This is a genomic window from Nitratidesulfovibrio sp. 1201_IL3209, assembly GCF_036763125.1.
Taxonomy (GTDB): Bacteria; Desulfobacterota; Desulfovibrionia; order Desulfovibrionales; family Desulfovibrionaceae; genus Cupidesulfovibrio.
Map to the genome: position 1 here is coordinate 14,667 of NZ_JBAIYT010000008.1, position 22,465 is coordinate 37,131.

At 69.8% G+C, this 22,465-nt stretch carries 20 protein-coding genes; 6 read left to right on the plus strand and 14 right to left on the minus strand.

All coding sequences use genetic code 11. The annotated features are described in order from the left end of the window. Positions 1-175: 175 nt before the first annotated feature. The 3 genes from V6B97_RS05890 to V6B97_RS05900 are packed head-to-tail and all read right to left on the minus strand — an operon-like array spanning position 176 to position 5,429. Positions 176-1,639, minus strand: a complete 1,464-nt coding sequence (locus V6B97_RS05890) for a sigma-54-dependent transcriptional regulator (protein WP_333505564.1) — start codon at positions 1,637-1,639, stop codon at positions 176-178. Then, positions 1,636-3,192 (minus strand): sensor histidine kinase, encoded by a 1,557-nt coding sequence (locus V6B97_RS05895; RefSeq protein WP_333505565.1) that lies wholly within the window; start codon positions 3,190-3,192, stop codon positions 1,636-1,638. The genes V6B97_RS05890 and V6B97_RS05895 overlap by 4 nt, the downstream gene beginning before the upstream one ends. After that, positions 3,180-5,429 (minus strand): S16 family serine protease, encoded by a 2,250-nt coding sequence (locus tag V6B97_RS05900; protein ID WP_333505566.1) that lies wholly within the window; start codon positions 5,427-5,429, stop codon positions 3,180-3,182. Before V6B97_RS05900 ends, V6B97_RS05895 begins: the two co-directional genes overlap by 13 nt. Positions 5,430-5,713: 284 nt before the next feature. Here V6B97_RS05900 and V6B97_RS05905 point away from each other — a divergent pair, with 284 nt between their 5' ends. From V6B97_RS05905 to V6B97_RS05925, 5 genes are all read left to right on the plus strand, one after another. Then, positions 5,714-5,947: a hypothetical protein gene (locus V6B97_RS05905; RefSeq protein ID WP_333505567.1), complete on the plus strand. Its 234-nt coding sequence runs from the start codon at positions 5,714-5,716 to the stop codon at positions 5,945-5,947. Positions 5,948-6,037: 90 nt separating this feature from the next. Further along, positions 6,038-6,595, plus strand: coding sequence for a hypothetical protein (locus V6B97_RS05910; protein ID WP_333505568.1), 558 nt, complete (start codon positions 6,038-6,040; stop codon positions 6,593-6,595). A gap of 79 nt (positions 6,596-6,674) precedes the next feature. Then, positions 6,675-6,998: a hypothetical protein gene (locus V6B97_RS05915; protein ID WP_333505569.1), complete on the plus strand. Its 324-nt coding sequence runs from the start codon at positions 6,675-6,677 to the stop codon at positions 6,996-6,998. A 20-nt stretch (positions 6,999-7,018) separates the two neighbouring features. Continuing rightward, positions 7,019-8,077 (plus strand): sulfite exporter TauE/SafE family protein, encoded by a 1,059-nt coding sequence (locus V6B97_RS05920; RefSeq protein WP_333505570.1) that lies wholly within the window; start codon positions 7,019-7,021, stop codon positions 8,075-8,077. Beyond that, positions 8,064-8,942, plus strand: a complete 879-nt coding sequence (locus V6B97_RS05925; protein ID WP_333505571.1) for a universal stress protein — start codon at positions 8,064-8,066, stop codon at positions 8,940-8,942. The genes V6B97_RS05920 and V6B97_RS05925 overlap by 14 nt, the downstream gene beginning before the upstream one ends. A gap of 117 nt (positions 8,943-9,059) precedes the next feature. Here the strand turns inward: V6B97_RS05925 and V6B97_RS05930 are convergent, their stop codons facing one another. From V6B97_RS05930 to V6B97_RS05945, 4 genes are all read right to left on the minus strand, one after another. Beyond that, the gene (locus tag V6B97_RS05930) at positions 9,060-10,478 is read right to left on the minus strand and encodes an MFS transporter (protein ID WP_333505572.1); all 1,419 of its coding nucleotides are present in this window, start codon (positions 10,476-10,478) and stop codon (positions 9,060-9,062) included. A 395-nt stretch (positions 10,479-10,873) separates the two neighbouring features. After that, positions 10,874-11,851, minus strand: a complete 978-nt coding sequence (locus V6B97_RS05935; RefSeq protein WP_333505573.1) for a hypothetical protein — start codon at positions 11,849-11,851, stop codon at positions 10,874-10,876. Between the two features lie 88 nt (positions 11,852-11,939). Then, positions 11,940-12,533 (minus strand): mobile mystery protein B, encoded by a 594-nt coding sequence (locus tag V6B97_RS05940; RefSeq protein ID WP_333505574.1) that lies wholly within the window; start codon positions 12,531-12,533, stop codon positions 11,940-11,942. Continuing rightward, complete coding sequence (locus V6B97_RS05945) at positions 12,533-13,027, minus strand: mobile mystery protein A (protein WP_333505575.1); 495 nt, start codon at positions 13,025-13,027, stop codon at positions 12,533-12,535. The genes V6B97_RS05940 and V6B97_RS05945 overlap by 1 nt, the downstream gene beginning before the upstream one ends. A 463-nt stretch (positions 13,028-13,490) precedes the next feature. Between V6B97_RS05945 and V6B97_RS05950 the strand changes: the two genes are divergently transcribed. Next, entirely contained in the window at positions 13,491-14,834 is a 1,344-nt protein-coding gene (locus tag V6B97_RS05950) for a glutamine synthetase family protein (RefSeq protein WP_333505576.1), read from the plus strand. Positions 14,835-14,952: 118 nt separating this feature from the next. Here the strand turns inward: V6B97_RS05950 and V6B97_RS05955 are convergent, their stop codons facing one another. From V6B97_RS05955 to V6B97_RS05985, 7 genes are all read right to left on the minus strand, one after another. Continuing rightward, positions 14,953-15,291, minus strand: coding sequence for a helix-turn-helix domain-containing protein (locus tag V6B97_RS05955; protein WP_333505577.1), 339 nt, complete (start codon positions 15,289-15,291; stop codon positions 14,953-14,955). Continuing rightward, complete coding sequence (locus V6B97_RS05960; protein WP_333505578.1) at positions 15,275-15,532, minus strand: type II toxin-antitoxin system RelE family toxin; 258 nt, start codon at positions 15,530-15,532, stop codon at positions 15,275-15,277. The genes V6B97_RS05955 and V6B97_RS05960 overlap by 17 nt, the downstream gene beginning before the upstream one ends. A gap of 57 nt (positions 15,533-15,589) precedes the next feature. Then, positions 15,590-16,990 (minus strand): MFS transporter, encoded by a 1,401-nt coding sequence (locus tag V6B97_RS05965; RefSeq protein WP_333505580.1) that lies wholly within the window; start codon positions 16,988-16,990, stop codon positions 15,590-15,592. A gap of 131 nt (positions 16,991-17,121) precedes the next feature. Then, positions 17,122-17,844, minus strand: a complete 723-nt coding sequence (locus V6B97_RS05970) for a flavodoxin family protein (protein ID WP_333505581.1) — start codon at positions 17,842-17,844, stop codon at positions 17,122-17,124. Between the two features lie 205 nt (positions 17,845-18,049). Continuing rightward, complete coding sequence (locus V6B97_RS05975) at positions 18,050-18,403, minus strand: hypothetical protein (protein ID WP_333505582.1); 354 nt, start codon at positions 18,401-18,403, stop codon at positions 18,050-18,052. Positions 18,404-18,422: 19 nt separating this feature from the next. Then, a complete protein-coding gene (locus V6B97_RS05980; RefSeq protein ID WP_333505583.1) occupies positions 18,423-19,838 on the minus strand; it encodes a sigma-54-dependent transcriptional regulator in 1,416 nt (471 codons plus the stop codon). Further along, positions 19,835-22,393: a c-type heme family protein gene (locus V6B97_RS05985; protein ID WP_333505584.1), complete on the minus strand. Its 2,559-nt coding sequence runs from the start codon at positions 22,391-22,393 to the stop codon at positions 19,835-19,837. Before V6B97_RS05985 ends, V6B97_RS05980 begins: the two co-directional genes overlap by 4 nt. Positions 22,394-22,465: the final 72 nt, after the last annotated feature.

Below are 22,465 nucleotides of genomic sequence, written 5' to 3' on the forward strand. Positions count from 1 at the left end.
CCAGAAGCGGTGCGATGGCGGATTCTCCTGTTGGCTCGAAACGAGGCGACGCGCGGACACATGCCCGGCCGCCGCGAGAATGGCACGGGGCGGGGTGGCGCGTCCAGACGGTTCACGCCCGTTCACGCCGGTTCACGCCAGTAACCGCCCGTTCCCACCAGTCGTCGCACCCCCGCTACAGTCCGTACCGTTTCAGCTTGCGCCACAGCGAGGCGCGGTCGATGTCCAGCATCCTGGCGGCCTGCGTCCGGTTGCCGCCCGCCAGCTCCAGCACCCATTCGATGTGCGCCCGCTCGTTCTCGTCCAGGGTCATGGGACGGCCGTCGGGCGTCACGCCTTCCCCGGCCCCGTCGGCGCGCAGCACCAGCGGGGGGCTGCCCTTTCCCGCAAATCCCTCCGCCAGCGCCCGCAGGTCGGGCGGCAGGTCGGCCGGGGTGATGGTGTCCCCCGCGCGGAGCACGGCGGCCCGCTCGACGATGTTCTGCAACTCGCGCACGTTGCCCGGAAAGGGGTAGCGGGCCAGCACGGCCAGCGTTTCCTGCGCCATGTGCGGGGCGGGCCTGCCCGTGTCGCGGGCGGCCTTTTCCGCAAAGTACTGGGCCAGCAGGGGCACGTCCTCCATGCGTTCCGCCAGCGGGGGCATGCGCAGCACCACCACGTTCAGGCGGTAGTACAGGTCGTGCCGGAAGCGCCCGGCCGCCGCCTCCGCCGCCAGGTCCTTGTTGGTGGCGGCCACCAGCCGCACGTCCACGGGGATGTCGGCGGTGCCGCCCACACGGCGGATGGTGCGCTCCTGCACCGCGCGCAGCAGCTTGACCTGCATGGGCAGCGACATCTCGCCCACCTCGTCCAGGAACAGCGTGCCGCCTTCCGCCGCCTCGAACAGCCCCTTGCGCTGGCGCACCGCGCCGGAAAAGGCCCCCTGCTCGTGGCCGAACAGCTCGCTTTCCAGCAATTCCTCGTTGAAGGCCCCGCAGTTGATGGCCAGAAAGCGCGCCTCGGACCGGCGGCTGAACAGGTGCACCATGCGCGCGGCCAGTTCCTTGCCGGTGCCCGTCTCGCCCAGGATCAGCACGGTGACGTCGGACGGGGCCACCTGCGCGATGGTGCGCTTCAGCGCCTGCATGCACGGCGCGGCCCCCAGCAGGGGCACGGGCAGCGACCGTTGGCGCAGCTGCTCGCGCAGGCGGGCCACCTCCTGCTTCAGGCGGCGCTTTTCCAGCGCCTTCTGCACCAGCGCCCGCGCCTCGTCCAGGTCGTAGGGCTTGGACAGGTAGTGGTAGGCCCCGGCGTGCATGGCCTCCACCGCCGTCTTCACCGTGGGATGGCCGGTGACCACCACCACCTCGGTGTCCGGATGGCGCAACCGCACGGCGCGCAGCAGGTCCAGCCCGTCCATGCCCTGCATCATCAGGTCGGTGAGCACCAGGTCGAAGTCCGCCCCGGCCAGCAGTTGCAGCGCCTCCGCGCCGCTGGCCGCGGTGAGGGTCTCGTGCCCCTGCCGCCCCAGGACCAGGGCCAGGTTGTCGCGGGCGATGGCCTCGTCGTCCACCACCAGGATGCGGGCCGGGCCGGGGATGTCCGGTGGATGCTGTGCGTGCGGGGCGGCTGCCGTGGTCCGTCCGGATGCGTCGTTCATGCCGCGTCTCCCGTGGGTTCCGGCGTGCCCAGCGGCAGCCGGATGGTGAAGCACGCGCCCGCGCCGGGGGTGCTCTCCACCCCGATGGTGCCGCCGTGCTTGCGGATGATGCCGAAGGCCACGGACAGCCCGAGGCCGGTGCCCTTGCCCACGTCCTTCAAGGTGAAGAAGGGGTCGAAGATACGCCCAAGGTGCTCCGGACCGATGCCGATGCCCGTGTCGGCCACGCGCAGCACCACCTGGCGCGCCGTCAGGTCGCGTTCGGCGGTGACGGTGATGGCCCCGGCGCGGGGGACGGCCTGGGCGTCCTGCACCGCCTGAACGGCCTGGATGGCCTGAATGGCGTTAATGAGCAGGTTCAGCAGCACTTCCTGGAACCGCTGCACGTCCAGCGGCAGCACGATGTCGCCGGGCACGTCGGCGTCGATGGCGATGGACGCGGGCACCTCGCTGGCCACCAGGGCTACGCTGCGGCCCACCACGTCGCGCAGGGCCACGGGCTTCAGCGAGAACTCCGTCTCGCGCGAGAATTCCAGCAATCCCTTCACGATGTCACGCGAGCGGCGCACTTCCTGATGGATGTTCTCCAGCATGCGCCCGGCAAGGGCCGGGTCGAGCTCCGGCGCTTCGCCGCCCCCGGCATGCCGCACTTCCTCGCGCAGGATCTGGCACGAGGTGGAAATGTTGTTCAGCGGGTTGTTCAACTGGTGCGCGATGCCCGAGGTCAGCACCCCCAGCGAGGCCAGCTTCTTTTCCTGCACCAGTTGGTTCTGGCGGTGCTCCAGTTCCACCAGCATGTGGTTGAACGCCTCCACCACGCCGCGCGTCTCGTCGCTGGTGGCGGGCAGGGGCAGCCGTTCCAGGCTGCCCCGCACGATCTGGCGGGCCGAGCGCTCGATGACCGACAGCGCCCCCAGGATGCGCCGCCCGATGAGCCACGAGAAGAACGCGGCCAGCCCCACCATGGCCCCGATGGACAGCAGCAGTTGGTGCTTCAGCGAACCCACGATGCCCAGGATGCGCTCGCGCTGGTAGGTGACGATCTGGCGGGCCTGCGCCACCAGCGCCTTGCCCTGTTCGCGCAAATCCTCGCGCAGGGCTCCGCGTTCGTGCTCGCGCTGCTGCCCGGCAAGCTGCACCTCGCCCAGGCGGCTGAAGGTGTCGCGGTAGCCGTGCAGGTCGCGGCGCAGGGCGCGCAGCCCGTCGCTGCCCCGCAGGTCGGTGCCCGACAGCCCAGACTGGCCCGACTGGCCGCCACCGCCGGGCTCGATGCGCTCGATGACCTCCAGCGCCCGGCCGATGAACACCAGGTTTTCGGCGTGGTCCTCCTCCATGGCGTAGAGCAGGTAGTTCTTCTCGTAGCGGCGGATTTCCAGGATGTCGCTGCTCAGGTCGTCCACCACCTCGGCCAGGGCCAGGGCGTCCTCGATCTGGAGCAGGTAGTTGTACGACAGCCCGCCCAGCAGCGAGAAGCCCAGGATGGACACCGAGATGCCGAACAGCACCAGTTGCCGGATGTTGCCTTCCGCAAGGCGGCGGATCAGGAACTGCACGGCGCGCCCTCCCCGTTCCCCCTGTCCCCCTCGTCTGGTATCGCGGCGGGCAGCAGGGCCACGGCCAGCGCGTCCTGCACCCGGGCGGCGAAGGCCACCTGCGGCAGGCCGCCCGGCGCGCGCGCCGCAAGGTCGGCCAGCAGGCCGTGCGCCTCCGGCTCGTTGGCGGCGGGCAGCACCACGGTGCGCGCCCCGGCCCGGGCGGCGGCCAGCAGCTTTTCGCGCACGCCGCTCACCGGCAGCACCCGGCCGGACAGCGACAATTCGCCGGAAAGGGCCACGTCTGCCCGCGCCGGGCGGCCCGACAGCAGCGAGACCAGGGCCACGCAGATGGTCAGCCCGGCCGAGGGGCCGTCCTTGGCGATGCCCCCGGCGGGGATGTGGATGTGGATGTCCTGCGCGGGGTGGCCGGACTGGCCGTCGCCCGCCCGACCGGCCAGTCCGGGCAAACTGGGCAGACCGGGCACGCCGAGGTGTTCCGCCTCGGCCCGGATGTGGCTGAGCGCGATGCGCGCCGATTCCTTCAACACCGCGCCCAGCGAGCCGGTGAGAATAAGCTGGCCGGAACCGGCCATGCGGGCCGCCTCCACGAACACGATCTCGCCGCCCGCCTCGGACCACACCAGCCCGGTGGCCGTGCCCACGCGGGGCGCGCCGTGGGCCGCGTCGTGCCGGTAGCGCGGCGGCCCCAGCAGGGCGGCGGCCACGGCATCGTCAACCAGCAACGTATTCGGAGGCACGGCGTCCGGCGCAGGCGTGCCGGGGGCGTCATCGGATGCCGCGCCCGCGTGTCCTCCCGCGCCGCCCGCATGCCCGCCCCCGTGCCCGCCCGCGTCCAGGCGCAGCCGGGCCAGCTTGCGGCACAGCCGGGCCAGTTCGCGCTCCAGCCCGCGCACGCCCGCCTCGCTGGTGTAGTCGTTGATGATCCGCGCAAGGGCCGCCCGGCTCACCTGCGGATAGGGCGCGGTCAGGCCGTGTTCGCGCAGTTGCCGGGGCAGCAGGAAGCGGATGGCGATGTCCAGCTTGTCCGCCTCGGCGTAGCCGTGGAATTCCACCACCTCCATGCGGTCCAGCAGGGGGCCGCGCAGCCGTTCCACCCCGTTGGCCGTGGCGATGAACAGCACCTGCGAAAGGTCGAAGGGGATTTCCAGATAGCGGTCCACGAAGCGGCCGTTCTGCTCCGGGTCCAGCACTTCCAGCAGGGCCATGGCCGGGTCGCCCTTGGCGTCCTGTCCCACCTTGTCGATCTCGTCCAGCATGAACACCGGGTTGCGCACCCCCGTGGCGCGCAGGGCCTGGATGATCCGCCCCGGCATGGCCCCCACGTAGGTGCGCCGGTGGCCGCGCAGTTCCGCCTCGTCGCGCAGGTCGGCCAGGGACATGCGGTGGAAGCGCCGCCCCAGCGCTTCGGCCATGGCCCGGCCCACCGAGGTCTTGCCCACGCCGGGCGGCCCGGTGAAGCACAGCACCGGCGCGCGCGACGACAGCCCCTGCGCGCGGTCGGCCAAGGCTTCGCGCACCGTGGCCCGCAGTTCCGCGATGTCGATGGGCTTGGACAGGTACTGCACCGCGCCGGTCTTCAGGGCCTGCACGGCGGTGTCCACCGTGGCGTAGCCGGTCACCACCACGATGCGCGTGTCCGGGGCCACCCGCCGCGCCGCCTCCATCAGCTGCATGCCGTCCATGCGGTCCATCTTCAGGTCGGTGACGATGCAGTCGTACCGGCGGTGCGCCAGGCGGGCCAAGGCTTCCTCGCCGTTGGCCGCCGTGTCCACGGCGTACCCTTCGCGGGCCAGCACGTGGGCCACGTTGTCGCGGGCGATGGGCTCGTCGTCCACCACCAGCACGGCGGCGGGCTGGGTGGCGCACAGCACGCGCGCGGCCAGGTGTTCCAGCACCCGCTCGCGCACCTGGCCCAGCCCGGCGTGGCTGGCGTCGAACACCGCCGCCGCGCGTGAAAGGTCCAGGCTGTCGCGGGTCAGCGCGTTCCACGGCAGGTCCAGCAGGCATTCCACGTAGTTGAGGGCGATGGCGTTTTCCGGCGCGGCCGCGTCGGTCTTTTCCATGCGGCCGATTTCCGCCTCCAGCACCCCGCGCACCGTGTCGGGCAGGTCCGCCGCCGCGCATCTGGCGCGCAGGCCGGTGGGGTCCGCCACGCCCGGCTGGCCGCCCCCCTGCCCCGCCGCGTCGGATGCCCCTGACGGGGCGTCCCCGCCCTGACGCCGAAAGAAGATCATGCGCGCCTCCTCGCATTCCCTCTGGGCCTGTCCGGCCAGCACCGTTGCGGAGTGAAGCACCGTTGCATTCCGCAACGGTGTGCCTTTTTTCACGAACCCGCGCGAAACCGGCCTGTTACGCGGATCGGTAGCAGTTGGCGTTGCAAAACGCAACACCGCAAGCGCTCCGTCCGCCTGCCTTCATTCAAGAATATCCACCGTAAAATCAGTGTATTATCCATAATCGCGAGATCTGGCACGGCGCTTGTTTATGTCCGGCCACACACAAACCGCGAGGAAGCAAAATGGGAACCATCCGCGAATCGATCGAGTCGGCATTCGTCGCAGTGGCCTTTGCGGAACGGAACCGGCCGGACGAGGCCGTGTGGCAGTTGCGGGGCGATGACGACGCCGCCCGCCACTCCCACGGCGTCCATGGCAACCGGGCCACCCCGTCTTCCGTGTCCCCCACGCCGGGTGCGCAGACCCGCACCGCAACCGCCGGGCAGCGCCAGCGCCCGGTGCTGAGAGCCGAATGAGCATGTCGTTGATCCATTGTTCGCGGGCGGCCCGCTCCCTTCGCGCAACCGGCCATCCAACCGCCCGCACCCTTTTCCCGGAGGCCCCCCATGCCCGGTAGATGGTTCCGCCGCGCCGCCCCTGGCGGCGACGCCGGGCAGGGCAGCATCCGCATGCGTTCCACCGCCGCCGTGCGCGTGGAGGAATGCCTGGCCGACTATGCCGAGGCCCTGGCCCTGGCCGAGGCGGGCGAACAGTTGCTGGCCGGGGCGGTGATCCGCCGGGGCGAGGCCCAGGTCCGCCGCATCCTGGTGCTGGGGCACGGCTGCGGCCTGTCCTCGCGCCTGGCGGGCTACGCCCTGAGCCTGGCCGGGCGCATGGGCAGCGGCCTGCTGTTCCTGCACGTGGGCGACGCGGCCCACGACGCATACCGTCGCGCGGCCTTCGAACGGCAGGCGCGGGCGGGAGCCCTTGAATGGGTGGAAGCGGCGCGGGCGCGGGGCATGGCGGCCCTGCACGAGGTGCGCTTCGCCCCGGCCGGACGGCCGGACCACGCAGTGGAAGAAGCGGCGCGGGCCCATGGCCGCGTCGAGTTGATCCTGAGCGAACCGGAAGAGAGCGAACTGATGCGGGGCCGCACCGGCCTTGCGCTGTTCACGGTGGAATGAGGGCAACCGCCCTCGACAACCCCCGCCAACGGGGACAACGGGCCGTCACGCAGGCGGCGCCACCACACGGGAGTTAGCAATGGCAACCCAAACCGCACGCAAGCCCTGGGGCAAGACCATCGTCTTCGGCATCCTGTCCGCCGCCCTGTACGCCGGAGTGTTCGCCTTCGCGGACACCATCGCCGCCCACTTCGCCCAGGGCTCGTACTGGGCCGCCGGGCCCATCGCCACGGTGTTCCTGTTCTCGTACGTGCACGGCGAATTCACCGGCAACCTGTGGAGCGTGCTGGGCGTGGAGGCCACCCGCAAGACCGCCCGCAAGCCGGAAACCGCCACGGCTTCCACCGTCGGCAAGCCCGCCACCGTCCGCCCGGCCGCGCGCCGCGCCACGCTGAACGCCTAGCCCGTACCAGGAGACGAAACATGGACATCCTTACCCTGGACCCCACCAAATTCATCGACCTCAACGCCACCGGGGTCTGTTTCCTGTTCATCGTCGGCTTCATCGGCGGGCTGGTCAGCGGGTTCATCGGCTCGGGCGGGGCCTTCGTGCTCACCCCCGGCATGATGAGCCTGGGCGTGCCCGGCACCGTGGCCGTGGCCAGCAACATGTGCCACAAGTTTCCCAAGGCGCTGGTGGGGGCCATCAAGCGCTTCCGCTACGGGCAGGTGGACGTGAAGCTGGGCCTGGTCATGGCCGCGTCCGCCGCGGTGGGCGTGCAGATGGGCATCCGCATCCAGCAGGTCATTCTGGAAAAATGGGGCCAGGCCGGGTCGGACCTGTACGTCAGCCTGTCCTTCGTGGCCGTGCTGGTGCTGGTGGGCGGCTACGTCATGCGCGACGCCCTGCGCTGCGCCCGCAGCGGCGGCGTGGAAACCACCGCCCCCCTGGCCCTGCGGTTGCAGGCCATCGACCTGCCGCCCATGCTCACCTTCCGCCGCTCCGGCATCCGCATCTCGCTGTGGTTCACCCTGCCCGTGGGCTTCGCCACCGGCATGCTGGCCGCCACCATCGCCGTGGGCGGGTTCATCGGCGTGCCCGGCATGATCTACGTCATGGGCGTGCCGGGGCTGATGGCCTCGGCCACCGAACTGGTCATCGCCTTCGTCATGGGCCTTGGCGGGTCCATCAACTGGGCCATGCACGGCATGGTGGACATCCGCCTGGTGCTGATCATCCTCGGCGGGTCGCTGCTGGGCGTGCAGTTGGGGGCCATCGGCACCACCTACGTGCGCGAGCACATGATCAAGATGGTCATGGCCGTGATCATGCTCATCGTGGCCGTGAGCCGGGGCATCGCCCTGCCGCGCTACCTGGTGCAGCTGGGCCTGATGGACGTATCGCCCGAAACGCTCGGCGTGCTCGGCAAGATCAGCTTCGGGTCCATGTGCCTGGCCCTGCTGACCGGCGCGGTGATCATCCTGGGCAGCATGTGGAAGGGCCGCGCGGCCGCGCGGGAGGAGGCGCATGGGCAGGCTTGAGCGTTTGCTGGTGCCCGTCACCGGCGATGCGCATTCCCTGTACGCGCTGGACCAGATCCTGGAGTTCGCCGCCACCCGCAAGTGCCGGGTGGCGGTGCTCTCCGTGGTACCGCCCTACACCGGCGACCTCGGCTCCAGCGCCCTGGCGGACCTGAGGCGGCTGCTGCGCCAGCCCGGTGAACTGGCCCTGGCCCGCGCGCTGGAGATGGCCAACGCGCGCGGCATGGACATCGACTGCCTGTGCGAGGAGGGCGAGCCCTTCGAGGTCATCGTGGACGCCGCCCGCAGGCTGAAGGCGGACCTCATCGCCATGGGCGTGGCCGACCGTTCCGCCCTGGGGCGGCTGGTGCGCGGCAACGTGCCGCTGCGCACCATCGGCCACAGCGAGCACGACGTGCTGCTGGTGCCGCAGGGCGCGGCGCTGGGCTTCCGGTCCATCCTGCTGGCCACGGACGGTTCGCGCTACTGCACCTATGCCGCCGTCACCGCGCTGCAACTGGCGCGCGAGCACGACGCCGACCTGCACGTGCTGTACGTGGCCGACTTGACCGACTGGGCCTTTCCCGATTCCGCGGAAGGGCAGCTGGCGGCGGACATGGAGGTGGAGCACGGCCGGGCCGTGGTGGAGGCCATCGCGGCGCGGGCCGCCCAGGAAGGGGTGCGGGCGCGCGGCCATGTGGCCCAGGGCGAGGCGGCGGAGCGCATCCTGGCCACCGCCAAACGGCTGGGCGCGGAATGCCTGTTCATCGCCTCGCACGGCAAGGGCGGGCTGGCCCGGCTGCTGCTGGGCAGCGTGGCCGAAGAGGTGGTGGCCAGTTCGCGTATTCCGGTCTATGTGGCCGTGCGGGACAGACTGAGGCGGTAGGACTTCCTTCGGGAAACCGCCTGCCAACGCCACGAGGCAGGCGCAAAAAGGGCCGCATGGCCGGGCATCGAACGCCCGCCGTGCGGCCCTTGCGCGTGCGGAGAGGAAAGAGAAGAACTAGCCGGATGCCCGCGCCGATTCCGGTTCCGGGTCGGGTTCCGCGTCCTGCGTCGCGTCGGGTGCCGCGTCGGGTGCCGCGTCCGGCTCCGTATAGGGGGCTGCGGCGGGCGTGCTCACCAGTTGGTCGCGGTGCAGCAGGGCCGGGAACAGGCGCATCCACAGCAGGGCCACGAGAATGGTGCCCACGCCCCCCAGCACCACCGAACCGGTGGCGCCGAACCACGCGGCGGTAACCCCGGACTCGAATTCGCCAAGCTGGTTGGAAGTGCCGATGAACACCGAATTCACCGCGCCCACGCGGCCGCGCATGGCGTCCGGCGTTTCCAGCTGCACCAGGGTCTGGCGCACCACCACGCTGATCATGTCGCACGAGCCCAGCATGGCCAGGGCGGCCATGGACAGCGGGAAGCTGCGCGACAGCCCGAAGGTGACGGTGGCCACGCCGAAGCCCACCACCCCGGCGAACAGCCGCCTGCCCACCCGCCGCCGCATGGGCACGCGGGCCAGGTACACCGACATGCACAGCGCGCCCACGGCCGGGGAGGCGCGCAACAGGCCGAGGCCCCACGGCCCCGTGTGCAGGATGTCGCTGGCGTAGATGGGCAGCAGGGCCGTAGCCCCGCCCAGCAGCACGGAAAAGAGGTCCAGCGAGATGGCCCCCAGGATGACCGGGTTGCGCCGCACGTAGTCGATGCCCCCGAACAGCGAACGCAGGGTCATGGGCTCTCGCCGGGCGGCCGTGTCCGGGCGGCGCACCAGCAGGATGGCCGCGCACGCGATCAGGAACGCCGCGCCGCACACCCCGTAGCCCACCTGCGCCCCGGCCGCGCACAGAAAACCGCCCAGCGCGGGACCGGCGATGATGGACGCCTGGCGCAGCCCCGCGCCAAAGGCCAGCACGCGCGGCAGCACCACCACCGGCACCAGGCCGGGCAACAGGGCGTTCATGGCGGGCTGCTCGAAGGCGCGGGCCGCCCCGGTCAGGAAGGCCCCGGCGAACACCCCGGCGGGGGTCAGGCTGCCGGTGGCGCTGCCCACGGCCAGGGCCACGGCCATCAACCCCTCGGCCAGTTGGCAGCAAAAGGCGATGCGCCGCCGGTCGAAGCGGTCGGCCACGCCGCCCACCACCAGGGTAAGCAGCAGTTGCGGCGTGAACTGGGCCAGCCCCACCAGCCCGAGATGCATGGCGCTGCCGGTCATGGCGTAGATCTGCCAGCCGATGACCACGGCCAGCATGTTGTAGGCCAGGTACGAGCCGCACTGACTGATCCAGAAGCGCGGCAGCGAGGGGATGCGGGTGACCTCGCGGAACGGGCCGCCCGCGGGGGGCGGCGTGCCCGGCTTGCCCGGCGTGGCGGACGGGGAGGAAGGCGGAACGGCTGGCTGGGGCTGCGGAGTGGACGATGCTGTGGACATGGCGGACCCGGTCGAGGCGAAACGTGGCTGGCGGACCGGATGGAGCGCACGGGGGCGGGCCGCCCGGCACGGGACGGCGCGGACCCCCTGCCCATCCGGCGGGGGAAGAACCGGGACCGGTCGCGGTGCGCACCTCCGGCACCGGTCGCCGCCGCTTCATTGAGCGGGCGGGGAGTCCGGTATACGCCTCTGCCGGGCCATGGCAAGCAGGCCGGGTGAGCATTGCGCCGCAAGGAATTGCGGGGAAATGACGGTACGGATGACGGGCGTGGTGGAAGGAAAGGGGAGCGGCAGGAAAAGAAGTGGCCGTTCCCTCCGGAAAACGGCCGCGAAAAGCCGGGCGTCGGCCCGGCGGTGCGTGCGGCCCCCTGCCGCTGGCCGCGCGGAAACGGCGGCTAGACGCTGGCGTGCAGCAGCAGGCCGGGGGCCAGGGCAGCGAGGTCTTCCACCGCCGCGCCGGTGGGACCGTAGGCGGCGGCAAGGCCGCCCGTGCGGCCGCCGGACTGGCCGGGAAGGCCGAGTTGGCCGGAGAGGGAAGACAGCGCGCCGGAAAGCAGGCCGGACATGGTGTCGGCCGGGGCGGACCCGCCCGTTGCGGCGGCGGCCGTCCCGGTGGTCTGCGCCCCGACGGGGTCGGCGGGATCAGTGGGGTCCCTCTTCGTGAGGTCGGTTCCCATCTGGCGCAGCATGTCCAGCAGCGACTGCATGGGGTCCGTTCCCCCGCCGTCGCCGTCCGCAACCTGCTGCACCAGCGTGGCTTTGGCGGCCTCGACCCCCTGCACCGCGTCGTCGGCCAGGTTGCCCGCGCCCGCCACCAGAAACCGCTCGTTCAGGCCGTTGTCGAAGTAGTCGTTGAGCGCGTCGTTGAGGCCGCCGCCATTGAGCTGGGCCATGAACGCATCGCCCGACGCCGTGCCGAACTGCCGGTCCACGAAGCGCAGGGCGTCCAGCAGCCCGTCGCCCAGCGCATCCTCGGTCACCGGGCCGTCGCCGATGCGCTTGTACACGATGCCCATGACGGCGGTGGCGGCCGCGTCGCCGAACGTGTCGGCCATCCAGCGCACGCTGCCGGACAACGCGCCGGAAAGGGCCTCGCGCTCGGCGTCAGTGGGAGTTGGGGGAGCGACGGGAGCGGTGGACGCCGCATCTGTCGTGGCGTCCGAGTTCGCGCCGGTCGCTTCCGTGGCGATGGGCAGCACGGAGGTCCGGCGCACGATATCCGCGCCGAACACGTCGGCGGTCTTGTCCGGCGACAGGCCCGAAAGCCGCGCACTCGACCCCGACCCCGTGCCCAGCAGCGCCCCCAGCCCTTCCCCGTACGGGGAAAGGCCGTTCCGCGCGCGCAGCGCGCCAAGGGTCAGGTTCAGGCTCATGCGGTGCTCCCGGGGGCGTGGCATACCCCGCTGACCGTCTTTTCGGCAGCGCCGGGCGAGGTATTAGGGGCGCCCCGGAAAATCCCGGCTACGCGCCCACGAATGCCAGCAACGGCCCGTAGTCGCCGCCATCGGCGGCGCGCAGGGCCGCGATGTAGGCGGTGCGCCGCGCCGAATCGGCTTGCAGGTTCACTCCGGTGGCCCAATCAATGGGGGGTTGGCCGAAATACTGCTTCAGGTACTCGTCCGCCGCGAAACGGGCATGGCGGCCGTTGCCGTTGGGAAACGGGTGGATCTGCACCAGACGGTGGTGGAAGCGGGCGGCGGCCTCCCTGGGCGGCCAAGTGGCGTTTTCCGCCCAGAAACGGGCATCGTCGCACAGTGCCTGCAACTGCACGGCAACCTGCGACGGCGCAACGCCGATGTTCTTTTCGGTCAGCCGGAACCTGCCCGCCCAACGCCACACCTCGCCGAACAGCCTGTCGTGAAACTTGCGCAAAAACTCCAGGGTCAGCACGTCGCCGTTGCGCTTGCGCGTCAGCCATGCGACGCCCAGCTGCATGTTGGCCTGCTCCAGTTCGTCCAACTCACCGCGCGTGGTGACGTGCTTGTGCTTCAGCCCGCGCGCTTCGTCGGGATCAAGGGGCGTCGCGCCTTCCGGACCGCCAGAGTTGGGAAACATCAGCTTTCCTCCCAAAAGTCCGGGGGCGGGTTGCGCAGCAGGTCTTCGGTCATGCGCGCTATTTCCTCCTGCAACCGCTCCGGCGGCAACGCCTGCTGCTCCAGCGCCATGTGCCCGCTGACCCGCAGCACCAGCGCTTCGGCCTTTGCGCGGGCCTGCCGCCGGACGACATCCTCCACCCGCCCGTTTTCCACCTGCGCGTTTTCCCCCTGCGCATCCGGCACGATGGCGTAGACGAAGCGGCACCCCAGGGCCTGCGCCATCCTTTCCATCTGCCGCAGGGTGATTGCCCCTTCCGGCTCGCTGCGTTCGTTCTGATACACGGCGGCATTGGTCACCCCGAGACGGCGGGCCAACTGCGCCCCCGACATGCCCAACGCCTTGCGCACGGTCGCAATCCAGCCCCCCTTGGGCACGGACACCCCGGAAACCTTGCCAGCCGCCGCATCCACCAGCCGCACCTGCTGCAAACGAACCGTATCCCTGACGCTCATAGGTAGTTATTCCTATCTTTATTGAATTTAAAAGATAGTAATACATATTTTTTCATATGCCAAGAAAGCAGCTATAGCTATCCATCGCGTGGTCTGCCCGCCGCTGCCACCCCGTGCGAACCCGCACCCGGCCTCCATCCCGCCGGGCCACAGGCGACCGCATGCACCCCTGCCGACCCCTCACCCGCGCGCTTTCCGCCACCCGTCCTGACGCCCGCCCACTTCCTCAACACCGCGCCCCGCCTGCATCACCGCGCCGTTTTACAATGATGTCAAGCCGGGGGCTTTTCATTGACCCCCCTTGCGTATCTGCTATGTCTACGATGGCCCCGACCTGTTTCCTGCCGGACCTTGGTCCGGCTTCACACGCGCCACCCGACGCGGCACTTCCAGACACACCACGGCCTTGCGGGGCCGGCCGGGCCGCGACCCGGGCGCGAAGCACCAATTGCAGGAGGTGCACATGGACTTTCCCGTTTTCAATTGCAAGAACGGCGACGATGTCATCAGGGCGGTCAAGGAATACAACGTCAGCTTCATCCAGTTCTGGTTCGTGGACATCCTGGGCACCCTGAAGAGCTTCCAGGTGACCCCCAGCGAACTCGAGGCCGCCTTCGAGGAAGGCATGGGCTTCGACGGTTCGTCCATCCTGGGCTTCACCCGCATCGAGGAAAGCGACATGGTGGCCTTTCCCGACGCCACCACCTTCCAGATCTGCGCCTGGCGGCCCATGGAGCGCCCGGTGGCGCGCATGTTCTGCGACGTGCGCAACCCCGACGGCACCCCCTACGAGGGCGACCCCCGCTACATCCTGCGCAAGCTGACCGAGAAGGCCGCGCAGAAGGGCTACACCTACTACGTGGGCCCGGAACTGGAGTTCTTCCTGTTCGCCAGTTCGCAGTGCCCCCAGCCCCTTGACGCGGGCGGCTACTTCGACGCGCCGCCGCTGGACCTCGGCAACGACGTGCGCCGTGACATCATCTTCGCGTTGCAGCGCATGGGTATTTCCGTGGAATACTCGCACCACGAGGTGGCCCCCTCGCAGCACGAGATCGACCTGCGCTACAACGAGGCCATGAAGATGGCCGACGTGGTCATGACCTACAAGGTCGTGGTCAAGGAGATGGCCCGCAAGCACGGGGTGTACGCCACCTTCATGCCCAAGCCCATCTTCGGCCAGAACGGCAGCGGCATGCACGTGCACCAGTCGCTGTTCCGCAACGGCCGCAACGCCTTCTTCGACGCCAACGACCCGCACCACCTTTCCGCCGAATGCCGCTCGTACATCGCGGGCCTGCTGAAGCACGCGCGCGAGTTCTGCTGCGTCACCAACCAGTGGATCAACTCGTACAAGCGCCTGGTGCCCGGCTACGAGGCCCCGGTGTACATCGCCTGGGCGCAGCGCAACCGCTCGGCCCTGATCCGCGTGCCCATGTACAAGCCCGGCAAGGAAGCGGCCACCCGCATCGAGTTGCGCAGCCCCGACCCGGCCTGCAACCCGTACCTGGCCTTTGCCGTGATGCTGGCCGCCGGGCTGGAAGGCATCGAAAAGGGCTACGAACTGCCCAAGGCCGTGGAAGCCAACATCTTCCACATGGGCGAGGAAGACCTGACCAAGCACGGCATCGGATCGCTGCCCGGCTCGCTGTACGAGGCGGCCATGGAACTGAAGGGCAGCACCCTGATGCAGGACGTGCTGGGCGAGCACACCCACGCCAACCTGGTGGGCAACAAGCTCATCGAGTGGGACGACTACCGCACCCACATCTCGGAGTTCGAACTCCACCGCTACCTGCCCGTGCTGTAGGCGCAGGCACCGGATACGCCCCGAAAACGCGAGGCGTCGCGGCCCACCGGCCGCGACGCCTTTCGTTTTCCAATGTGAACGCCCCCGTACCGGCAGACGCGGGAAAGCCAACCGCCGCCTACAGGTCCAGTTGCTCCACGGCCACGCCCAGCGCGGCGGCAATCCTGCGGCGCGTGGCCGGGCGCAGCCTGGCGTCCGGCGTTTCCATCTGGGCATAGGCGGACTGGGTGATGCCCATGCGGCTGGCCACCTCGGCCTGGGTCAGTCCGAGGTGCTCGCGCCAAGCCCGGCAAGGGGGAATCCCATCGCCGACCACCCGGCCCACCACGTCGTGCGGAACCGTGGGCTCCGGCGCGGCCTGCCCGCCGAAGGTGCGAACATACTCCGCATAGGGCACCACGACGGCCACGGGCTGCCCGTTGTGCCGGATGACCTGGTGTTCAGTAGGTATGTTCATCGCGTTTCCTCACCTCGTCGATGTTGATGACGGTCACGGAACCGTCGGGCATCACGTGGAACAGCACGCGGTAGCGCCCCACGCGCAGGCGGTAGTCAATCCGGTTGACCAGGGCCTTGACGTTCCGCACGTCCGGCCATTGCGCAAGGCCTCCCACGGCGGCATGCACCTTCACCTGGTCTCCTTGCGGCAGCTTGCGCAACTGCTTCACCGCCCTCACTGCCCACTCGATGCGTACCATGAGTTTTTAATAAGTAAAAATAAGTTTTCTGGCAAGCCCCGGCAGCCCGCCCGTCCCTCAATCCCGCTTGCGCCCCCGCCCCACGGAGACCAGCACGCCCAGGCACGAGAACACGGCGGCCACGGCAAGGCCGGTGCGGGTGGCGGACAGGAATTCGGGCAGCACGGCGGGGGTGATGGCGGCCTCGCCCAGGTGCAGGGCGAAGATGAGCGAGACGGCGGTCATGCTGCACGCCATGCCCAGGGTGCGCATGGCCCCCACCATGCCAGAGGCCACGCCGAAGTGGGCCTTGTCCACGCTGCTCATGATGGCCACGGAGTTGGCGGTGACGAAGATGCCGAACCCGATGCCGATGCACACCAGTTCCGCCGCCAGCAGCCACACGGACATGCCCGGCGAGATGGTGGCCATGGCCAGCAGCAGCCCGGCGGCGCTGAACAGCATGCCCGCCGTGGCCACGCGGCCGGGGTCGGCCCGGTCGGACAGGCGGCCGGACAGCGGGGCGGTGACCACCTGCATCACCGGCTGGATGAGCAGGATCAGCCCGGCCTCGCGCGGGGGCAGGCCCTTGGCGTACTGCAGGAACAGGCTGAACAGGAAGGTGACGCCGAACACGGCGGCGTAGTTGCCGAAGGCGGCAAGGCAGCTCAGCGAGAAGAACCGGTTGTGCAGCAGCAGGTTCACGTCCAGCAGGGGGCTTTTGCTGCGCGCCTCCACCCGCAGGAACAGCGCCAGCCCCGCAAGTCCGGCCGCCATCAGCACCGGCCCCAGGGGCACGGACGTGGCCCTAGCGGCCCCGGTCATGACCATGCACACCGACGCCGCGTAGACCAGGCTGCCGGGCCAGTCCATGTGCGCGCCCTTGTCCGCGCCCGGCTGGGGGCGCATGCGCCACAGGCACATGGCCGTGGCCGCAAGGCCGGGGGGCACCACCATCAGGAACACGCTGCGCCAGCCGAAATGGTCGGTGGTGTAGCCACCCAGCACCGGGCCGATGGACAGCCCCGCATAGGTGAACGCGGACACGATGCCGATGACCCGGCCGCGCAGTTCCGGCGGGTAGGCCGCCGCCACCAGCGCCAGGCTGCCGGACAGCATCATGGCCGCGCCGATCCCCTGCACGAAGCGCAGGGCCATGACCAGTTCCACCGAAGGCACGAGGCCCAGCAGCAGGGTGATGCCGGTGAACACGGCAAGGCCGGGCAGCAGCACCCGGCGCTGCCCCACGATGTCGCCCAGGCGACCGCAGGCCAGCATGCTCATGGCCAGGGCCAGGGCGTACAACTGCTCCACCAGGCCCAGCTGCACGGCGGACGCGCCAAGGTCGCGCCCCAGCGAGGGCAGGGCCACGCCCACGGCGGTGAGCATGAACGGCACCATGAACTGGGCGATGCACACGGTGGCCAGCACCATGCCCGGCGAACCGGCATCACCCAGCCGTACCGGCGTGAACTGCATTGCGGCACCTCGCGGAAAACGGAATGGACCGGCCGGCCGCCTTCGCACGGTGCGAGGGCGGGCGGCGTCGCGTGGCGCATCCTTCGGGCGGAGCGCGACGAAACGGAACGAAGCGGGACGGAAGGTACTACCTACGACCGCCCACCGTCCGTGTCCACCCCGGCGGCAGCGCCGCTTTCACCCGCGGCCATGGCTTGTTCCACCAGCAACGCGCCCAGGTCGCGGGCGCGGGCACAGTCCTGCGGAAAGACCTCTTCGCGCCGTTTGGCCTTGGCCACCGGGTCCCAACTGGTGGAGACGTACTTGGAATAGTCGTCGAACTGGAAGGTGTCGGAGCACAGGAACAGCTCGCAGCTGCCGAAGATCCTGCGGGTGACCGCCCAGGTGGCCTTGACCGCGCGGTCCATGTGGTAGTCGGCCATTTTCTCCTCGGGGATGTTCATGGTGTACACCAGCCCCGTGGGCAGCGGACGCGGGAACAGCGGCTGGTACCCCGGCGTGTAGGACAGGTACGGGAACAGCAGCCGTTCCAGGAACGAGCGCATCTCGCCGGTTTCGGTGTAGAAGTAGATGGGCGAGCCCAGCAGCAGCACGTCGGCCGCCGCCACGCGCTCCAGGATGGGCGTCAGGCCGTCCTTCACCGCGCAATGGCCGTAGCTCTTGCCGCCGATCTTCTTGCACGCGAAGCAGCTGATGCAGCCCTTGTAGTCGTGCTCGTACAGGTGCACCAGTTCGGTGGCGGCGGGGCGGCCCGCCTGCGTGGCCCGTTCCGCAGCGCCCTCCAGCGCGTGTTGCAGCAGGGTGGCGGTGTTCCATTTCTTGCGCGGGCTGCCGTTGATGGCGATGATGTTCATGGCGCTCCTGCCCGGCGGGCGGTTGCGGGTTGCGGAAAGGGCCATGATGCCCACAGGTGGGGAAAAGGCAAGAACTGTCCGCGAGGGTAGATAGTCACCTTTCGGGAACCATGCCGGACGGACGAAAACCACGGCGCGCGCCCCGGCCGAAGCCGGAACCGCGCGCCGCGCCCTCCGGGCCAGCGGACGAAAAGACCATTCGAAGCTATTTCAATGCCTTTTGCAGGTCGTACGCCAACTCCACGATGTCCTCGCCCACGCGCAGGGTTTCGGCGATGCCCCGCGAATACATGAACTGCGGGCCGTGCACGTGCACCAGGATGTCCAGGTCCTGCACGAAGCGCAGTTGGCGGGCCGCGTCGTCGGCCTCGCCGCGCGCCTGGGCGGCCACGGCGGCCTCGATGCGGGCGCGCAGGCGGTCGCGTTCCCCCTCGCGGACCATACCCATCAGGTTGTCCAGCACGCGGTCCAGTTCCGGGTCCCTGACAGCGCCGGGGGCGGTGCCGGTGCGGGCTTCGCGGTTGGCCACGGCGGCGTCGGGGGTGGTTGCGGTTTCCATGTCTCGTTCTCCCATGGCGCTACCCCCTGCGGTAGCCCGCCGTGTCGATGTGCATGCGTTTCAGGATCTTCTGCAGGGTGAACCGTTCCACCCCGCTGAGGCGCGCGGCCTCGGAAATGTTGCCGCGGGTGTGTTCCAGCAGCCGGTGCACGTAGCTGCGGGTGAACTCGTCCACGGCCACCTGCTTGGCGTCCTTGTAGGGCGAAAAGCCCGCCCCGCCCTCCGGTTCCGCGTCCGTGCCGTGCTCCATGCGGTGCACGAAGGCCCCCTCGATGCGCTCGCCGGGGCAGAACACGGCCATGCGCCGCACCAGGTTCAGCAGTTCGCGCACGTTGCCCGGCCACGGGCGGCAGGAAAGGTAGGACAACGCCTCGTTGGAGAACTCCTTTTCCGGCACGCCCAGTTCGTTGCACACCCGGAACAGGAAATGCGCGGCGATGTGGGGGACGTCCTCGATGCGCTCGCGCAGCGGGGGCACGGTGATGGTCAGCACGTTGAGCCGGAAGTAGAGGTCCTCGCGAAAGCTGCCGTCGGCTATCTTGGCTTCCAGGTTGCGGTTGGTGGAGGCCACGATGCGCACGTTGACCCGCTGGGCCTCGTTGGTGCCCACGGGGCGCACCTCGCCCTCCTGGATCACCCGCAGCAGCTTGCTCTGCACCGAGGCCGGAATGTCGCCGATTTCGTCCAGCAGGATGGTGCCCTTGTCCGCGGCCATGAACAGGCCCTTGCGGTTCCTGTCCGCGCCGGTGAAGGCCCCCTTCACGTGGCCGAACAGTTCGCTTTCCAGCAGCGCATCGGGGATGGCCGGACAGTTGACCATGATGAACGGGCCGTCGGCCCGCTGGCTCAGCGACTGCACGGCCCGGGCCACCAGTTCCTTGCCGGTGCCCGACTCGCCCCGGATGAGCACCGTGTAGTCGGATGCGGCCACCGCCGCGATGGACTTGCGCAGCCGCTGCATGGCCGGGCTCTTGCCGATGAGCATGGGGCCCAGGTCTCCGTCGGCGGCCTTCTGGCGCAGGCGGCTGTTTTCGCGCAGCAGCACGCCGCGCTCCATGGCCTTGCCCACCACCCGGAACAGGTGTTCCTGGTCGATGGGCTTGGTCAGAAAGTCGTAGGCGCCCTGCTTCAGCGCGGCCACGGCCGTTTCCACCGAGCCGAAGGCGGTGAGCATGATCACCGTCAGCGAGGGGTCCTGGGCCAGGGCTTCCTTCATCAGGGTCTGGCCGGACAGGCCGGGCATGCGCAGGTCGGTGACCAGCACGGCGTAGTCGCCGTGGACCAGGGCGGAAAGGGCCTCCTCGCCGCTGCACCGCACGTCGAAGGTCCAGTCCGGGAACTGGGTGGACAGCAGGCGCGCCAGGCCCACGGCGAACACGCGCTCGTCGTCCACCACCAGCACGCTGCCGCAGCACGGGGTCGATGCGGGGCTCATGCGCGGTCTCCTTCGCTACGGGCGCAGGTGGCGTCGTCGGAATCCGCCATGTCCGGCGCGTCGTCCGTGCCGGGCGCGTCCTGGACTTCGCCTCCCTCGGGCACTTCCGGCGCCACGGGCAGGGTGATGACGAAGGTGGCCCCCGGCGCGCCCGTCACTTCCACCATGCCGCCCAGGTCGCGCAGCAGTTCGTGGACCACGGTGAGGCCAAGGCCGGTGCCCTTGCCGATCTCCTTGGTGGTGAAGAACGGGTCGAAGATCTGGGTCAGGTTTCCGGGCGGGATGCCGGGGCCGTTGTCGGCCACGGTCAGGCGGACGTAGCCGCCGCTACGGCCACGTCCGCTGTCGCCGGGGCCGTCGGCGTTCGCCCCGGCCTGCACGGTTTCGGTCCGCACGCGGACGCGCCCCTTGCCGGGGGGCATGGCGTCGATGGCGTTGACCAGCAGGTTGGTCAGGATCTGCTCCAGCGAGGTGGTGTCGGCCGCCACGCGGGGCAGGCCGCGCGCGAGGTCCAGTTCGATGTCCGCGCCCGCGCTTTCCAACTGCACGCGGAAGATCTGGGCCATGTCGCGCAGCACCGCGTTGAGGTCCGACGGCCCGGTCAGGGTGCGGTTGGCGCGGGCCAGCCCCAGCAGGTCCTGCAAGACCAGCCGGGCCTTCTGGGTGTGCTGCACGATGACCTCCAGGTCTTCCTGGGCCTGCGGGTCCTGCTGGGTCTTCTGCAACAGCTGGGCGTAGCAGTTGATGACCCCCAGGGGGTTGTTGATCTCGTGGGCCAGGCCCGCGGCCAGCTGGCCCAGGGCGGCCAGCTTTTCGCTCTGCTGCATCTGGGCGCGCACGCGCTTCTCCAGCGTGGTGTCGCGCAGGCAGACCACGGCGCGGCCCATGTCGCCCCCGTCGCGCAGGGGGTACACGCTCACGGCCATGACGCGCGGCCCCGGCAGTTCCAGTTCCAGATTCGAAGGGTCGCGCCCGGCGATGGCCGCCGCGAGGCCGCCGTCGGCCAAGGCCTTTTCCGAGATGGAGCCCAGCCAGGCGCCGATGCGCGCGCCGGGGCGCACCCCGTCCGCCAGCGCGCGGGCCGAGGTGTTGGCCAGCACCACCGTGCCGCCCTCCTCCACCAGCAGCACCGGGTCGGAAATACCCTCGAAGATGAGTTCCAGCAGGCGGTTCTGGCGCAGCAGCGCGTCGATGGCGTCCAGGTTTTCGATGGCGATGCCCAGTTGCTGGCCCAGCGCCAGCAGCACTTCGGGCGTCAGGTCCGGGGTGCGGCCATCGTCCCAGTACAGGGCCATGAGCCCCCGGCTGAAGTCGGACGTGCTCACCGGCACGAACACCCGGCCCGGCTCCACCCGCACCTGGCGGGCGTTGACCACGTTCAGCCAGTCCTCGGGCATGCGGGCGGTGTCGTCGGGGCCGGGGGGAGTGGGCCAGGCGTACTGTTCGCGGCCCATGGGCGCGCACAGGTAGGTGGCCCGGCTGGCCCCGAAGCGGGCGGCGATGCGCGGCAGCGCGCCCCGCAGCAGTTCCGCGTGGCTCTGGCTGCAATTGAGGTCGCCCAGCAGGTCCACGAACAGTTCCACGTCGGTGCGGTGCTCGGCGGCTTCCAGGCTGAGGTCCTCGGTGCGTTCGCGCACCTTGTCCTCCAGGTTGGCGGCGTAGTCCTCCAGCTTCACGCGGGCCTCGCGCAGGTGCGTGGCGAACGCGCCGAAGGCTTCCATAAGCGAATTGATCTCGTCGCCCTCGTCCAGCCGGTTCAGGATGTTGCGGTCGCCGGGGCTCTGGAAGTTCTGGCGGAAGATGCCGGTCAGCCGGCGCAGGTTGGCCACCACCAGCCGGTTGAAAAAAATGACGATGAGCAGGAACACCCCGGCGGCGGCGGCGTAGAACGAACCGCCGAACAGGGTGATGGCCTCGCGCACCTGCTGCACGCTCCTGTCCACGGGCATGCCCACGAAGTCCATGCCCGCGAGATCCCCGTCCTTGTGGCCGAAGCCCCGCGCGGCCCCGTAGCGCTCGATGAGCACGCGGGGGGCGTCGGCCGGGTCGCCGTGGCAGTACATGCAGTCGGCCTCGAAATACACCGGCCGGGCCAGGATGTAGTGCTCCACCCCGTCGATGACCCGGTAGCCGTGGAAGGTCTTCAGGTTCCTGTCGTCGCGGAAGCCCAGCAGCAGTTCGCGCTCCAGGTCGTTGACCTGCGAGGCGGGATTGCGCGGCGTCACCGACACCCGGCGGTACAGGTACTGGTCGCGCTCGGCGTTCAGGTCCACGAACACCTTGCGGGTGACGAAGGAGGTGCTCATGGCCTCCAGCAGGAAGTCCTCGTCCGGGATGTGCCCGCGCACCGAGGGACGCAGGGTGTCGCGCACGTACTGCTGCAAGGACGAAACGTGCGAGAACACCAGTTCCGCCTTGGCCTCGGCCTCGATGTGCAGCATTTCGCGCAGGTGCAGGTTGAGCGAAAAGAGAAACACCCCGCCCAGCAGCAGGAAGATGCACGCAAGGCCCAGAAGGAACTTGTGCTGGATCTTGCCGTGAAGGGGGTGCGACATGCGGTGTTCCGATGCCCCCGCCGCGCTCCGGCCCGACTGCCCGACTACCTGACGAGCGGACGCGGAACGCGG